Here is a 15,155-nt window from a genome sequence, read left to right as displayed (position 1 = left end):
CGTGCAACTAATGGAGGGACATTGACATGGAAGTGCTCAGGCAACTGCAAGTTTTTTTTCGCGAGAGGAGACACTATCTGTTTCTTTCTATTTTATGCCTTGCGATAGCGACGGCTCTGGGACTGGTGTATCCGAACCTGCTCCAAAGGCTTATTGATAACGCTATCATCCCCGGTGACTTCGGGAAAGTTCCGGCGCTGGCTCTGACTGTGCTGGGAGTAGTCATCATCAAAGGGTTCATGCAATTTTTACATGGTTTTTTTGGTGGACGGCTAGGTAACTACCTGGCATACCGCCTCCGCAATGCTTGTTACGAAAAGCTGCAATTTTTGTCCTTTAGATATTATGACACGGCCAAAACGGGTGATCTCATGTCCCGACTGACTGGTGATTTGGAGGCAATTCGTAACTTTATTGGGTTTGGTTTTGCCCAACTCCTCAATGTGCTACTGATGGTCGTATTCGGCTCTATGATGATGCTGTATATTAACTGGCAGCTCACCCTCATTACGATGATCAGCATGCCATTGCTGCTCTTCGTCACATTCAAGTTTGAATCCCGGATTCATCCCACCTTTCAGGAAATGCGGATTGCCCTTAGCGCCTTGACGACAGCGGTCCAAGAAAATATAACAGGTGTGCGAACCGTCAAATCTTTTGCCCGCGAATCATATGAAGTTGAGAAATTTTCAGTACGTAATGAGCAATACAAAAGTAATCAAATTCAAGCTGCTTCCTTATGGAGTCGGTTCTTCCCTGCTATGGAACTAATTGCTTCTGTCAGTGTGGTCCTTCTGTTGGGCATGGGCGGGTATCTGGTCATTCAGAAGTCAATGACCTTGGGGCAGCTCGTCGCTTTCTTTAGCTTAATTTGGTATATTATCGGCCCCATCTGGAGCATTGGCTTTCATATCAATAACTATACGCAGTCCAAAGCATCCGGTGAAAGGGTCTTGGAACTGCTAAATCAGTCCATAGATGTAACCGATGAAGCCGGAGCACTTACACTCGATGCCGATCAGGTGGAAGGACATGTTACGTTTGAACATGTTACCTTTGCTTACGGAAATAAGCTTCCTGCTGTTGTTGACATTAATTTAGACGCACCGCCAGGATCAGTCATTGGAATTTTAGGAGGAACGGGGTCAGGGAAGTCTACCATTATTCAATTACTCATGCGTGCTTATAATGTGAATGCAGGAAGTATCAAGTTGGATGGCAAGGATATACGTCACTTGAAGATTCGCGATTTGCGTGCTCAAATTTCTTCTGTGTTTCAGGAGACGTTTTTGTTTTCGTCCTCTATACGTAATAATATTTCATATGGTTTAAGCCATGTCAGTATGGATGACATCATACGCGTTTCCAAACTGGCTCAGGCGCATGAATTCATAACTGAACTACCGCTGGGATATGACACTGTCGTTGGAGAACGTGGATTGGGACTATCCGGAGGGCAGAAACAACGGATCGCCATCGCGCGCGCACTACTCAAAAATCCGAAAATTCTGGTACTGGATGATGCTACCAGTGCGGTTGATATGGAAACAGAGCATGAAATACAGACCGGTTTTCAAGAGGTTATGCGTGGTCGAACAACATTTATAATCGCTCATCGAATCTCTTCGCTTCGCCATGCCAATGAAATTGTGGTGCTTGAGGAAGGACGAATCGTCCAGCGTGGAACACATGAACAGCTTATTGCTACTCCAGGTCCATATCAGGATGTGTATCATATTCAATACGCCGATTACATAGCTCAGGCTCCAGACGGTGTATCCGAAGGGCAGGTGAGACCATGAATATACCCGCAGAAAAAGCCAAACCGTTAAAAAAACCGACGAATGAGCGCTTTGTCTATCAAGATGATGATGTCATTGATAAACCGTTTAACTGGTCAGAATTCAAACGTTTGCTGGCATACATGAAGCCCTATGCCCGTCAGATTCTGCCGATCCTTCTGGTCATGATGATTCTTGGTACCATTACCAAACTGACGGTTCCTTATTTGATCAGTCTGGCCATTGATAAGGCAATTGCTCCCGCATGGCCTGCATTACCCAGCGTAAAGTTACTGCTGCTCATCACGGGTGCCGTGCTCTTGTTATATTTAATTCAATGGGCAGCCAGCACGTACCGCATTAAATTCACCAATATTATCGGTCAACGGGTTATTTACGATTTGCGTGAAGATTTGTTCAAGCATATTCAAAAGCTATCCTTTAACTTTTTTGATAAGAGACCGGCAGGTTCTGTATTAGTGCGCGTGACGAATGACATTAACTCGCTACAGGATCTTTTTACGAACGGTGCAGTGAATGTCCTGATTGACTGCGTACAGCTTATCGGAATTATTGTCATTTTGCTGCTTATTAACTGGAAGCTCGGTTTGGCAGTAATTGTGACCGTTCCGATCATGTTTTTGATCTCGACCAAGCTGCGCGTTCGCATCCGTCGCGCTTGGCAAGAAGTGCGTATGAAGAACTCGCGTATCAACTCTCATTTGAATGAGTCTATTCAGGGGATTCGTGTGACACAAGCGTATACGCAGGAGCAGGAAAACATGGCTTATTTCGACGACATGAACAGCTCTAGCAAAAAATCGTGGGATAAGGCTTCTGCCATGAATCAGGTTTTTGGCCCACTTATTGATATTACCGGAGGATTTGGTACGCTTGTGCTATTCTGGTTTGGAGCGCATTTAATTCAGACAGATCAGCTTACAGTGGGGCTGCTGGTTGCGTTTGCCAACTATGTTGGGAACTTTTGGGAGCCGATTAATCGGCTGGGCCAAATGTATAATCAGTTACTGGTTGCGATGGCTTCGTCAGAACGAATTTTTGAGTTTATGGATGAACAGCCGAATATTGCAAACAAACCGGGAGCAAAAGCCTTGCCACCCATTCGGGGTGACATCCAATTTGAAAAGGTCATTTTTGAATATGAGAAGGGACGTCAGGCGCTTAAAGGTATTAGTCTTTCCGTCGAAGCGGGTCAATCTATAGCGCTTGTGGGTCACACCGGCTCAGGTAAAAGTACAATTATTAATCTGCTCAGCCGTTTTTATGACATTACGTCAGGGCGGCTTACGATTGACGGTCAAGATGTGCGTGATGTCACGGTGGAGAGCTTGCGAAGCCAGATTAGCATCGTGCTTCAGGATACATTTATTTTTTCGGGGACGATACGCGATAATATCCGATTTGGCCGTTTGGATGCAACGGATGAGGAAATTGAAGCGGCTGCGAAGGCGGTCAATGCTCATGAATTCATTGTTCACTTGCCAGCTGGCTATGAAACAGAAGTAGAGGAGCGGGGGGGAATGCTGTCCATGGGCCAGCGACAGCTCTTATCCTTTGCTCGTGCCTTGCTGGCTAATCCGCGAATTCTTATTCTGGATGAGGCCACAGCCAGTATTGATACAGAAACGGAGTTGAAAATTCAGGAGGCTCTTCAGGTTTTACTGGAAGGCAGAACTTCTTTTATGGTCGCTCACCGTTTGTCTACCATTCGAAATGCTGATCATATCGTTGTACTGGATCATGGGGAAATCCAAGAAAGTGGTAATCATGAACAATTGATGAAAAAACATGGAATATATCGGGGGCTGGTGGAAGCACAGTTCAGATTTTTGTAAAAAAAAGATCAAAAAATCGCGTTTTTTGTAAATTTAAATGCCGAGCACTATTGCATTCTTGGAGCTAAACCCTGAAAATAAAGATGAAAAGAGATCAGAGCAATTTTCGTCAGAGGGGGAAGAGTTCAAGATGTGGGGTGCTCCTTTTTCTGCCAAGGCTAAGAAGATGCTGCTGCTGGGTAGCGGCGAATTGGGAAAAGAAGTCATTATTGAAGCTCAGCGGCTTGGCGTGGAATGTATTGCTGTTGATCGCTATGAACTGGCTCCAGCAATGCAGGTAGCCCATCGCTCTCACTGTCTGGATATGCAGGATGCTGAGGCGTTGAAGGCACTAATTCGTGAGGAAAAGCCCGACATAATTGTACCTGAAATCGAAGCTATTGCTACGGGTGCTTTGGAAGAATTAGAGCAAGAAGGATTTCACGTAGTACCAACGGCCCGTGCCGCCCGTCTTACGATGGACCGGGAAGGTATCCGCAGGCTGGCTGCCGAGAAATTACAGCTTCCGACTGCTGCCTATCGTTTTGCAGATAACTTTGAGCAGTTGCGGTCGGCGGTTCATGAGCTGGGCACGCCATGCGTGGTCAAGCCCTTGATGAGTTCGTCGGGTAAAGGGCAGTCTGTATGCCGGGCAATCGAAGATGCAGAATCCTGCTGGAATACGGCGCTGGAAGGCGCGCGTGCCAAAACTACACGTGTCATTGTTGAAGCTTTTGTCCCGTTTGAGAGCGAAATCACCTTATTGACCGTCAGATCGGTTTCGGGTACGACTTTTTGCCCACCGATTGGCCATATTCAGAAAGATGGGGATTATGTCGAATCCTGGCAGCCCCATGGCATGACGGACAAGCAGCTTTCGGAGGCGGAAGACATTGCCCGTACGATTACGGATGAACTGGGTGGTTACGGATTGTTTGGCGTAGAGCTATTTTTAACGACTGATGGCGTCATATTCAGTGAAGTATCCCCTCGTCCGCATGATACAGGTATGGTGACCATGATCACGCAGGATTTGTCGGAATTTGCACTTCACGTGCGGGCCATCCTCGGATTCCCAGTGCCATCTGTCACGTTGCTTACACCAGGAGCTTCAGCTACTTTGAAGGCAGAAGTGGCTACGCGGGATTTTGTAATAAGCGGTCTGCATGATGCATTATTGCTACCCCGGACACAGGTGCGAGTGTTCGGGAAGCCAGAAACCAAGCCGGGTCGCCGGATGGCTGTAGCGCTTAGCGCTGCAGAAGATGTGGAAACAGCACGGAAGACGGCCAAAGAAGCTGCTAATATGCTGAAAGTGGAGGTAAATCATGTCTAACAATGTGATGATTCCAGTACTGACAATTCGTTCCGTAGAGCTTGGCGATTGCGAAGCCGTAACAGGACTACTAAGAGAAGTCGGATACCCGATGACTTGTGGTGTAATGAAAGAAGTTATGGGAACAACGCGGGAGGACAGTCAAGCGAATATGATGGTTGCAGAAATGGATGGTCGTGTTGTCGGAGTAATCGGCATGCATACGGCTCAAAGCTTGGCTTATCCTGATCCTGCCGTACAAATCACCATGCTAGTCGTGAGCGGGGAGTATCGCGGCGAGGGCATTGGCAAGCGCCTGGTGGCTTGTGGTGAGGAGTGGGGACGTGCGCAAGGATGCTATCATTTATTCATTACTGGAGCGAATAACCGCATCAAACAAGTAGAGGCCCGGGCTTTCTACAACCGAATCGGCTTTGAAAAGCAAGGCTACCGTTTCAGCAAAAAGCTTAGATAATCAGCCTACAACAAGACAATTTAATACTTAAAGCCTCACTACTTTTAACTTAGTTCCGCATGGTTCATTCCGAGCGGGGCTATTTTTTTTCCAACTTTTATACCATTGATCCTGCTATAAAACATGATATACTGCTAGAGTAAAGATTACAAAGTTGTAACCGGACGCGTTCACACCAAGGCATTTATACAACAAGGAGATGACGAAATGAAGAATATGTTGAAAAAAACACTTGTGATGGGAAGTCTAAGCGCCATTTTATCCGCAGGATTCATCGTTCCGGCATCAGCTTCACCAGCTGACGATTTGACTGCCCAACTACAACAGTGGTTTCAAAATAACGGATATACCGTCAATATGTCCAACGGGACGACTACGATAACAAAGACCGTAATTAAGGATGCATCTGAAAAGGACAAGGCTAAAAACAAAACAGCAAATCCTTCATCCGGCAAGCAAACAACAACCAAACAAGGTAGCCAAAAGGCTTCGCAGTCTAGTAACAAGCAACAGGCCCAAAAACAAAACACAAATTCAGGCGCGGGTCAGTCTGCAGGGTCTGATGCACAACTCAGCAAGTCCCAATTTGCAGCTGAGGTTGTAAAGCTTGTAAACAACGAGCGCAGCCAAAAAGGTCTGAAGCCCCTTACATCTAATGCGAAGCTTACAGAAGTAGCCTTAGCCAAGGCGAAGGACATGAGCACGAACAATTACTTTTCCCATACATCTCCGACCTACGGTTCACCCTTTGATATGATGAAAAAGTTCGGTGTAACTTATACGTATGCGGGTGAGAATATTGCTATGGGACAACAAACACCACAAGAAGTAATGAAAGCTTGGATGAACAGTCAGGGACATCGTGAGAATATTTTGAAGGCAGAATATACGCAAATCGGTGTGGCTTACTACAATGGATATTGGGTACAAGAGTTCACACGTAACTAAGATGATAGTAAATACGTTCGAAACGTCATGCCGCTGTTATGAAAAGATAGTGGCATGACGTTAATCTGGAGACCCGCTGACACGTTCAGCGGGTCTTTTGGTGTCTCTTATTCCTCCACAGGCATAACCCTTGCTTTATACCAGAAAAGACATAAGGGACGTATTTATAGTATGATAGCAGCAAGTTGAATGGATAGCAGACTATTTATGGAAAGCTAGGTGAGCAAATGAGCTACGAAATTGTGCATGAAGGTGCCTTTGCTATGCTCAAGGTGCAGTTGAACCCCGGGGAAATGATTAAAGCGGAAATGGGAGCAATGGTTTCCATGTCTTCCAGTGTAGATATAAAGGGGACAGTAGACGGTGGACTGTTACGTGGTTTAGGCAGAATGCTAAGCGGAGAAAAATTCTTTTTTCAAGAACTGAGGGCAGCCCGTGGGCCGGCTGAAGTGTTGTTAGCCCCTGCCAGTATAGGTGATGTACAAGCGGTAGAATTGGATGGCACGTATAGGTTGATGGTCCAAAAGGACGGTTTTCTAGCTTGTACAGAAGGCATTGAGGTTAGCACCAAAATGCAAAACCTGATGAAAGGTTTATTCTCCGGTGAAGGTTTTTTTATCGTAGAAATCAGTGGTCGAGGTACGGTATTCCTATCCTCTTATGGAGCCATTCATCCCATTTATATCGCGCTAGGAGAGGAGCGTATTATTGATAATGCTCATCTGGTGGCATGGCCGGATTATATGGATTATAAAATTGAAAAAGCATCGAAAGGCTGGTTGTCCAGCGTAACGAGTGGAGAAGCGCTTGTATGCCGTTTTCGCGGTGAAGGAACGGTACTGATACAAAGTCGAAATCCGGGCAGTTTTGGACAATGGATCAAAAGTTTCATACCTGATAGCAAATAGTTTGATTCGTTTGATTAGAGAAGAGAGGATAAACTGTTCGCACAAGAAAGTATAATATAAGGGTGGCCATTTGCCATCCTTTTTTTGCATGTTCATGGGAAATTATATGTGACTCTAAGCATTTATTGCGCTTTTATTCCGAACGGTTTATTTGCAAAATGATATAAGAAGCTTTATGTTTATTTCACTAAGCTATCAGGAGGGAACACGAGTGAATTCATCAAAATGGATTTGGCGGTCTGTCGGTTCCGTTTCCATTGCCGCCACATTGCTATTATTGTACGGATTTATTACAGCAGTACAAAGTATCACGGCTCCAGAGCCAATGGTTAGCACGCAACCTGTACATTCCGGTTCATCGCAGACACAAACTGCGCCATCCGCTACTAATCAGACGGGAGAGTTTCGGGTAGCTGCCATTGGAGATTCGCTAGCCAAAGGCACGGGGGATGACTCCGGAAGTGGTTTTGTGCGTCGGTCGGTGAGCTTGTTAAATAATCAGGAAGGCCATAAGGCTCAGCTCATAAATAATCTGGGGATTAATGGACTGACGACTCAAGGACTATTGACCAAGCTGGATGAGCCTGGTGTTTCTTATGTGTTGAAAAAGGCTAACGTTATTATGGTCTCGATTGGCGGAAATGATTTATTTCAGGGGGCTCAGGCTGCCCAAACCGGCAAAGAGCCGCCTACACTCAGTGGTTTGCGTAAAGCTGTGCCTGATGCCGCCAAACGTCTGCAAAAAGTGCTGACAAAGGTAGGGAAAATCAATCCGAATGCTAAAATTATCTATGTCGGATTATATAATCCATTCAGTGATCTGCAGGAAATGAAAATTCCCGGTAATCTTGTGGTAACAGAATGGAATCTGGCTGCCATGGCAATTACCAACCAAAACAGCAATATGACTCTGGTTCCAACTTTCGATTTATTCCAGCAAAATTTGCCCGTCTATTTATCATCCGATCATTTTCATCCAAACGGACAGGGCTATCAGGCAATCGCTGAACGTATCGCGCAAGGGTTTGCAGTTGCAAACACGAAGGATGCCGATAAAGTGGATAATGAACAACAGTCTACAAGCATCCAACCTGCTGAAGTGAAAAAGGGAGGGAACAACTAATGAGCATCCAATCTGCTGACAAGAACGGGACTGGAATAACCGAAAATTCGACCTCAAGGGATGCAGTGTCCAGTTTCCATTCCGCCAATCAGGTTGGCAGCACAGGCAGAGACAGAAGCAATAACGAAACAGTTCTCTCTGTTCAGCACGTTAAGAAACGTATCAAACGCAAAATGATCATTCATGATGTAACATTCGACGTTCGTGCGGGTGAAATTTTCGGATTTCTCGGCCCTAATGGGGCTGGGAAAACGACGACTATTCGTATGCTGGTCGATTTAATTAAGCCTACGGAAGGGACGATTACTGTCTGTGGACATAATGTAAATCGTGACCCTGAGCAGGCTTTACGGCATATTGGTTCTATTGTGGAAAATCCAGAGGTGTACAGCTATCTGACAGGATGGGAGAATTTAGAGCATTTTGCCCGTATGCAGCCTGGTGTAGACGAACAGCGTATCCGCGAAGTCGTTGAGCTGGTTCGGCTCGATCGCCGTATCCATGATAAAGTAAGTACGTATTCTCTCGGAATGCGCCAGCGTCTTGGTATAGCCCAAGCCTTGCTCGGTAGACCGAAATTGCTGATTTTGGATGAACCGACGAACGGGTTAGACCCCAAGGGGATCAAGGAAATGAGAGCTTTTATCCGTTTGCTAGCGGCAGAAGGCATGGCTGTATTTGTTTCCAGTCATTTGCTTAGCGAAATCCAGCTGCTATGTGATCGGGTGGCAATTATAAGTCGGGGAAAGGTGCTAGCTGTAGGTGGTGTACGAGAACTGGTTGAGACGCACTCACATATGGCCGTATGGCAACTGGAGCCTCGTGATCAGGGTCTTGCCATATTGCAAAATTCTCCGCATGTGCAAATGATTACGAACGCCGATGAATTAATTGATGACAGTATTGTTGCAGGTAGCGGAGCCGATGCAATTTTTACAGAAATGGATGAAGAGCATATTGCGGAGCTGGTGACACAAATGACGGCTTCCGGTATTTCCGTTAAAGGTGTAACCAAAATCAACCCTACACTGGAGCAGCTATTCCTGAAAATGACGGAAGGTGAGATACTTGAATAACATTTTACCGCTCGTACAAAATGAAACACTCAAAATTATCAAGAAGAAACGATTTTATGTCATTTTACTAGTTTTACTTGTGCTTGTGCCGATTTTTACGTACGCTCAGATGAAAGTGGCAGAAAACAATCGCGAAAAATTCGGCAATGATTGGCGGCTTGAACTGCGTCAGGCGATTACCGATAATCAAAACTCGCTGGGAAGTGACCGGGTTCCCGAGGAATGGAAGACCTACCGTCGGGTCTTTGTGCAGCAGATGCAATATTATTTGGAAAATGATGTGAATCCGAATGAGCCGAGTGGTGTCACTTTTACCAGAGAGTTTATGGATAATTCGATAAATTTGTTCGTTCCGCTGTTGATTATGGCTATTGCCTCCGACTTGGTTTCAGGAGAACGGACGACAGGCACGATAAAAATGTTGCTGACCCGCCCAGTCAGGCGGTGGAAAATACTGCTGAGTAAGCTGCTGACATTGTACATGTTCGTTTCGCTCATCATTTTGGCTGTATTTGTAATTAGCTATGTGATATCAGGCTTGTTTTTTGGTTTTCGCGGTTTTAATGTTCCGGTATTTACCGGATTTCAAATTGTTGGATCGACGGTGGATTTGTCTGCTGTACATGCGATTCCACAATGGCATTATCTGATGCTGCAAGCCGGATTAATCTGGTTTGTCAGTCTTGTGGTAGCTTCGTTAGCCTTTATGGTATCTGTCCTGGTACGAAGTACGGCGGCAAGTATCGTGGTCATGATGGCTGCACTCATTTCGGGCACTATTTTGACAAACATGGCTTCGTCTTGGCAGAGTGCTAAATATTTATTTATGGTTAACCTCCAATTAACCGATTATTTATCTGGAAGCCCCGCCCCGATTGAGGGAATGACTTTACCCTTTTCTTTAGCTGTACTGGGCATTTGGGGGGCTGCGGCATTGATTGTTTCATTCGCCGTCTTTACGAAACGGGATATATTGAATTAAAATGGACAAGGTAAAAGAAAACATCTGTTTGCATTTTTGGTGAAAATCATCAAGAATAAGGCAAAACACGGTTACGATTAGACAAAGGGGGAGCATGAATGGTCGACAAAATCGACTTGTCTGCGGGAGCATCCGGCACACAAAGCGGAGCTTCAGAATATGGCGCGGACGACATTCAAGTGCTCGAAGGGCTTGTGGCAGTTCGCAAACGGCCGGGCATGTACATCGGGAGCACCAGTTCTTCGGGGCTGCATCATTTGGTTTGGGAAATTGTAGACAACGCGGTGGATGAACATCTCGCCAAGTTTTGCTCTCGCATTGATATTACAATGCATAAGGACGGTTCCATTACGGTATCAGACAACGGGCGCGGTATTCCTACGGGAATGCACAAAACGGGAATTCCTACGCCTCAGGTTGTATTCACCATTTTGCACGCCGGAGGTAAGTTTGGCGGTTCGGGATATAAAAAGTCCGGGGGTCTGCACGGTGTAGGTGCATCTGTAACGAACGCTCTTTCGGAATGGCTTGAAGTAGAAATTTACCGGGACGGCAAGATTCACCGTCAGCGGTTTGAATATTGGCAGGACAAGAAGGGCGTGGAGCATGTCGGGGAACCGACCACAGGCCTTGAAGTGCTGGGCAATACTAACAAGACGGGCTCGAAAATTACTTTTAAACCGGATATTCGTGTTTTTCAAGCAGGCATTCATTTTAACTACGATACGTTGGCTGAACGCCTTCAGGAGATTGCTTTTCTAAATTCGGGCCTTCGTATTCAACTTAAAGACGAACGCAGCGGAAAGTCAGATGAGTATTTTTATGAGGGTGGCGCAAGTCAGTTTGTTGCTTTTCTGAATGAGGGCAAGGATGTGCTGCATGACGTTATTCACTTTAATGCCGAGAAAGAAGACATTGAAGTAGAGATTGCCATCCAGTACAATGCGGGTTATACAGAGACGATTGCTTCGTTCGTTAACTCCATTCCGACACGTGGCGGAGGTACGCATGAAACGGGATTCAAAACCGCTTACACTCGTGTCATGAACGACTATGCGCGCAAAACGGTGATGTTGAAAGAAAAGGATAAAAACTTGGAGGGCAACGATCTACGTGAGGGCATGATGGCTGTAATCAGTGTCAAGATGGCTGAGGTTGAATTTGTCGGTCAGACAAAGGATCAGCTGGGTAGCGCTTCGGCACGGAGTACAGTGGATGCCATCGTATCTGAGCAGATGCAGCGTTTTTTGGAAGAAAATCCGCAGATAGCACAAACTTTGATCAAGAAGGCAGTTCAAGCATCCAGAGCGCGTGAAGCTGCACGTAAAGCTCGGGATGAGATGCGTTCCGGTAAAAAGCGCAGTGAAAGTTCCAATTTGAATGGTAAACTGTCGCCTGCGCAGTCCAAGGATTTTACACGTAATGAGTTGTTTATTGTGGAAGGCGATTCGGCTGGAGGATCAGCCAAGCAGGGACGGGATTCCAAAATTCAGGCCATCTTACCGCTAAAGGGTAAGCCGATGAATCCGGAGAAATCCAAACTGGCGGATATTATGAAGAATGATGAGTACCGTGCTATTACAGCAGCTATTGGTGCGGGGGTAGGAACAGAGTTTTCGCTGGAAGACAGCAATTATTCCAAAATCATCATTATGACCGATGCAGATACAGATGGTGCGCACATTCAAGTGCTGTTGTTGACGTTCTTTTATCGGTACATGAAAGAGCTTATTGATGCAGGACGCATATTTATTGCTCAACCGCCATTGTATAAAATAACTCGAAAGTCGGGTAAGCTCGAAACGGTGCGTTATGCTTGGACTGACGAGCAGCTTGATAATTATTTAAAAGAATTTGGACGGAATTTTGAGCTTCAGCGCTATAAAGGACTTGGGGAAATGAACCCTGATCAGTTATGGGAAACAACGATGAATCCCGATTCACGCACCTTGTTACGCGTTCAGATAGAGGATGCAGCCAAGGCTGAACGTAGGGTGTCCACTTTGATGGGTGATAAGGTGGATCCGCGCAAACGCTGGATCGTGGAAAACGTAGATTTCACGGAATACGTAGAGTAGTGCTATCAAAAGAGGTGTATACATGAGCTTATCGGAGCAGTTTTTGCCAGCTTTTCTGGAGGAAGTGGTCGGTGACCGCTTTGGCCGATATTCCAAATATATTATTCAGGATCGGGCGATACCCGATGTACGGGACGGATTAAAACCCGTACAACGTCGGATTCTTTATGCAATGTACGACTCGGGCAATACGCCGGATAAAGCATATCGTAAATCGGCCAAAACCGTTGGGGACGTAATGGGTAATTACCACCCCCACGGTGATTCGTCGATTTACGACGGCATGGTACGGATGGCACAGCCCTGGAAAATGAGTCACGTGCTGGTGGACGGTCACGGTAACTGGGGGTCCCAGGATGATGATCCGGCAGCAGCTATGCGTTACACGGAGGCTCGCTTGTCTCCGATCGCAATGGAAATGCTACGCGATATTGAAAAGCGTACGGTTTTGTTCAAGGACAATTTTGATAACTCGGCCAAAGAGCCTGTTGTGTTGCCGTCTCGTTATCCAAATTTATTGGTGAACGGTTCCAGTGGAATCTCGGCGGGATTTGCGACAGAGATCCCTACGCATAGTTTACGCGAAGTTATTGATGCCAGCATTGCTGTGATGGAAAAGCCGGAGATTGAGTTGGAAGAGATTATGACCTTTATTAAAGGTCCTGATTTCCCGACTGGTGGACTCATTATGGGTGGCGAAGGCATCAAGGACGCTTACCGTACGGGAAAAGGACGCATTTATATTCGTTCCAAAACGGAAATTCAGTCCTTGCGCGGAGGTAAGCAGCAGCTGGTCATTACCGAAATCCCATACCAGATCGTCAAATCAAGGCTCGTAACCGCCATGGAAAATATCCGTTTGGAGAAAAAAGTGGAAGGAATTGCCGAGGTTCGTGACGAGAGTGGACGAAATGGTTTGCGCATCGTTGTGGAGCTGAAGAAGGAAGCTGATGCAGAAGGAATTTTAGCTTATTTGCTAAAAAAAACCGACCTACAGGTGGCATATAACTTCAACATGGTAGCCATTGTGAACAAGGCGCCACATCAGCTTGGACTGAAGTCCATTTTGGAAGCGTATATCGCCCATCAACGCGAAGTTGTCACTCACCGTATCCAGTATGAACTGGAAAAGGCAGAGGATCGTGCCCATGTGCTAGAAGGTTTGGTCAAAGCACTGAACATTCTGGATGAGGTCATCGCAGCCATTAAAGCTTCCAAAAATCGCCAGGACGCGCAAAATAATTTGCAATGGATGTTTGGTTTTAGCGAACGTCAGGCTGATTCTATTTTGACTTTGCAGTTGTACCGTCTCACCAATCTGGAAATCACCACGCTTGAAAAAGAACTGGGTGACATCCAGAAAAAAATCGCGCAATATCGTTCTATTCTGGAAAGTGACCGTAAGCTGATCAGCCTGATTCGCAAGGAACTGTTGGAAATTCGCGAAAAGTACGGCATTGACCGTCGTTCAGATATCCAGGGCGAGGTAGAAGAGATTAAGGTAAACCTGGAAGTCATGGTAGGAGCAGAGGATGTGTTGCTGACACTCTCGAAAGATGGCTATGTGAAACGTACAAGTATGTTGTCATTCACTCGTTCAGGCGGGGAACGTTCAAGTTCCGGTGTTAAAGAAGGGGATTACGTTACCCAATTACTTGATGTGAATACGCTGGATGTATTGCTCGTCTTCACTCAGCGCGGACAATACTTTTTATTGCCTGTACATCAGGTGCCAGAGTATAAGTGGAAAGAGCCGGGCACTCCAATTGTCAACGTCATTCCGTTATCGAAGGAAGATCGTATCGTAAGTGTTATTCCGCTCAAAAACATTGAGGAAATCGGCAAAAGCCTGGTATTTGTAACCAAGAAGGGCCAAGTAAAGCGTACAGAATTGAAAGAATATGCTACAAAACGTTCTAGTGCCGTAGCCGCCTGCAAAGTAGCAGGGGACGATGAGGTATTATCGGTAACGTTAAGCGAGGGTACCCGGGATATTATGCTGATTACCCGCGCGGGAATGAGTATACGCTTCAAGGAGCAAGAGGTTAATGCGATGGGCCGCGTCTCGGCTGGTGTCAAAGGTATACAGCTGGCGGAAGGCGATGAAATTATCGCGGCGTTGTGGGTAGAAGAGGATGAAGGAGAAGTGTTGGTGCTGACCGAGTCTGGTTATGGTAAGCGTACGCTTCTGTTGGACTATCCTACACAGGGAAGAGGCGGCAAAGGTATCACCACCTTTGAGTTCAAGGAAGGCAAACGAGTACGTTCGAATGGAACTCGAATCGTGGCAGCTTTCTATTGCCGTGAAGCTGTTCAATTATTTGCAATCACAGCAGAAGGACAAACGATGTCCTTCCTTTCGGAAAAGGCTCCTTTGACCGACCGAAAGGATACAGGCAAGTTGCTGGCTCCAGCGGAGAAGAAGGACGAAATTGTGAATGTGCTGCTGCGTAGTGAGCCGCAAGCTTCACAGTCCATAGAATAATGGGAAAGTCAAGCGCTTTTTAGCTCGAAAAAGAGAGGTCCTCTCGTGCCATTCCGGCACGAATGAGGACCTTTTTGCCGTCATGGTGTCGAACCCTGACCAGCCTTCAAAACCGAGGTGAGACTTCCTTCCCCTTTTCATTTCTTGCT

Annotated in this window: 11 protein-coding genes; all 11 read left to right on the top strand. The window is 46.1% G+C overall.

What is annotated here, in order from left to right:
- The first annotated feature begins 26 nt into the window (after nt 1-26).
- The 11 genes from NSS94_RS13780 to gyrA all read left to right on the top strand — a co-directional run bounded on the left by NSS94_RS13780 (nt 27) and on the right by gyrA (nt 15,006).
- Nucleotides 27-1,802, top strand: coding sequence for an ABC transporter ATP-binding protein (locus NSS94_RS13780; RefSeq protein ID WP_029518158.1), 1,776 nt, complete (start codon nt 27-29; stop codon nt 1,800-1,802).
- Nucleotides 1,799-3,637, top strand: a complete 1,839-nt coding sequence (locus NSS94_RS13775) for an ABC transporter ATP-binding protein (protein WP_029518157.1) — start codon at nt 1,799-1,801, stop codon at nt 3,635-3,637. The genes NSS94_RS13780 and NSS94_RS13775 overlap by 4 nt, the downstream gene beginning before the upstream one ends.
- Before the next feature lie 130 nt (nt 3,638-3,767).
- Nucleotides 3,768-4,952 carry a formate-dependent phosphoribosylglycinamide formyltransferase gene (gene purT / locus NSS94_RS13770; RefSeq protein ID WP_318627360.1) on the top strand — a complete coding sequence of 395 codons (1,185 nt, stop codon included), beginning with the start codon at nt 3,768-3,770 and terminating at the stop codon, nt 4,950-4,952.
- Nucleotides 4,945-5,406, top strand: coding sequence for a GNAT family N-acetyltransferase (locus tag NSS94_RS13765; protein WP_013310623.1), 462 nt, complete (start codon nt 4,945-4,947; stop codon nt 5,404-5,406). Before purT ends, NSS94_RS13765 begins: the two co-directional genes overlap by 8 nt.
- Before the next feature lie 207 nt (nt 5,407-5,613).
- Nucleotides 5,614-6,354: a CAP domain-containing protein gene (locus NSS94_RS13760; RefSeq protein WP_029518155.1), complete on the top strand. Its 741-nt coding sequence runs from the start codon at nt 5,614-5,616 to the stop codon at nt 6,352-6,354.
- Nucleotides 6,355-6,581: 227 nt separating this feature from the next.
- Nucleotides 6,582-7,262, top strand: a complete 681-nt coding sequence (locus NSS94_RS13755; protein WP_341039465.1) for a TIGR00266 family protein — start codon at nt 6,582-6,584, stop codon at nt 7,260-7,262.
- Between the two features lie 175 nt (nt 7,263-7,437).
- Entirely contained in the window at nt 7,438-8,385 is a 948-nt protein-coding gene (locus NSS94_RS13750; protein WP_341039463.1) for a GDSL-type esterase/lipase family protein, read from the top strand.
- Complete coding sequence (locus NSS94_RS13745; protein WP_029518152.1) at nt 8,385-9,461, top strand: ABC transporter ATP-binding protein; 1,077 nt, start codon at nt 8,385-8,387, stop codon at nt 9,459-9,461. Before NSS94_RS13750 ends, NSS94_RS13745 begins: the two co-directional genes overlap by 1 nt.
- Nucleotides 9,454-10,443 carry an ABC transporter permease gene (locus NSS94_RS13740; RefSeq protein WP_029518151.1) on the top strand — a complete coding sequence of 330 codons (990 nt, stop codon included), beginning with the start codon at nt 9,454-9,456 and terminating at the stop codon, nt 10,441-10,443. The genes NSS94_RS13745 and NSS94_RS13740 overlap by 8 nt, the downstream gene beginning before the upstream one ends.
- Before the next feature lie 98 nt (nt 10,444-10,541).
- On the top strand, nt 10,542-12,521 hold the full coding sequence (parE, locus tag NSS94_RS13735; RefSeq protein WP_039271190.1) for a DNA topoisomerase IV subunit B: 1,980 nt from the start codon (nt 10,542-10,544) through the stop codon (nt 12,519-12,521).
- 22 nt (nt 12,522-12,543) lie between these two features.
- Nucleotides 12,544-15,006: a DNA gyrase subunit A gene (gyrA, locus tag NSS94_RS13730; RefSeq protein ID WP_341039460.1), complete on the top strand. Its 2,463-nt coding sequence runs from the start codon at nt 12,544-12,546 to the stop codon at nt 15,004-15,006.
- The last annotated feature ends 149 nt before the right edge of the window (nt 15,007-15,155 follow it).

The sequence above is a fragment of the Paenibacillus sp. FSL L8-0644 genome, from assembly GCF_038008165.1.
GTDB lineage: Bacteria > Bacillota > Bacilli > Paenibacillales > Paenibacillaceae > Paenibacillus > Paenibacillus polymyxa_D.
Note: the sequence above shows the minus strand (reverse complement) of the source record. Positions and strands in the feature narration are given on the sequence as shown.

What these genes read in the sequence shown, in the direction of transcription:
- NSS94_RS13780 (WP_029518158.1), top strand. Translation starts at nt 27, where the DNA reads ATGGAAGTGCTCAGGCAACTGCAAGTTTTTTTTCGCGAGAGGAGACAC.
- NSS94_RS13775 (WP_029518157.1), top strand. Translation starts at nt 1,799, where the DNA reads ATGAATATACCCGCAGAAAAAGCCAAACCGTTAAAAAAACCGACGAAT.
- purT (WP_318627360.1), top strand. Translation starts at nt 3,768, where the DNA reads ATGTGGGGTGCTCCTTTTTCTGCCAAGGCTAAGAAGATGCTGCTGCTG.
- NSS94_RS13765 (WP_013310623.1), top strand. Translation starts at nt 4,945, where the DNA reads ATGTCTAACAATGTGATGATTCCAGTACTGACAATTCGTTCCGTAGAG.
- NSS94_RS13760 (WP_029518155.1), top strand. Translation starts at nt 5,614, where the DNA reads ATGAAGAATATGTTGAAAAAAACACTTGTGATGGGAAGTCTAAGCGCC.
- NSS94_RS13755 (WP_341039465.1), top strand. Translation starts at nt 6,582, where the DNA reads ATGAGCTACGAAATTGTGCATGAAGGTGCCTTTGCTATGCTCAAGGTG.
- NSS94_RS13750 (WP_341039463.1), top strand. Translation starts at nt 7,438, where the DNA reads ATGTTTATTTCACTAAGCTATCAGGAGGGAACACGAGTGAATTCATCA.
- NSS94_RS13745 (WP_029518152.1), top strand. Translation starts at nt 8,385, where the DNA reads ATGAGCATCCAATCTGCTGACAAGAACGGGACTGGAATAACCGAAAAT.
- parE (WP_039271190.1), top strand. Translation starts at nt 10,542, where the DNA reads ATGGTCGACAAAATCGACTTGTCTGCGGGAGCATCCGGCACACAAAGC.
- gyrA (WP_341039460.1), top strand. Translation starts at nt 12,544, where the DNA reads ATGAGCTTATCGGAGCAGTTTTTGCCAGCTTTTCTGGAGGAAGTGGTC.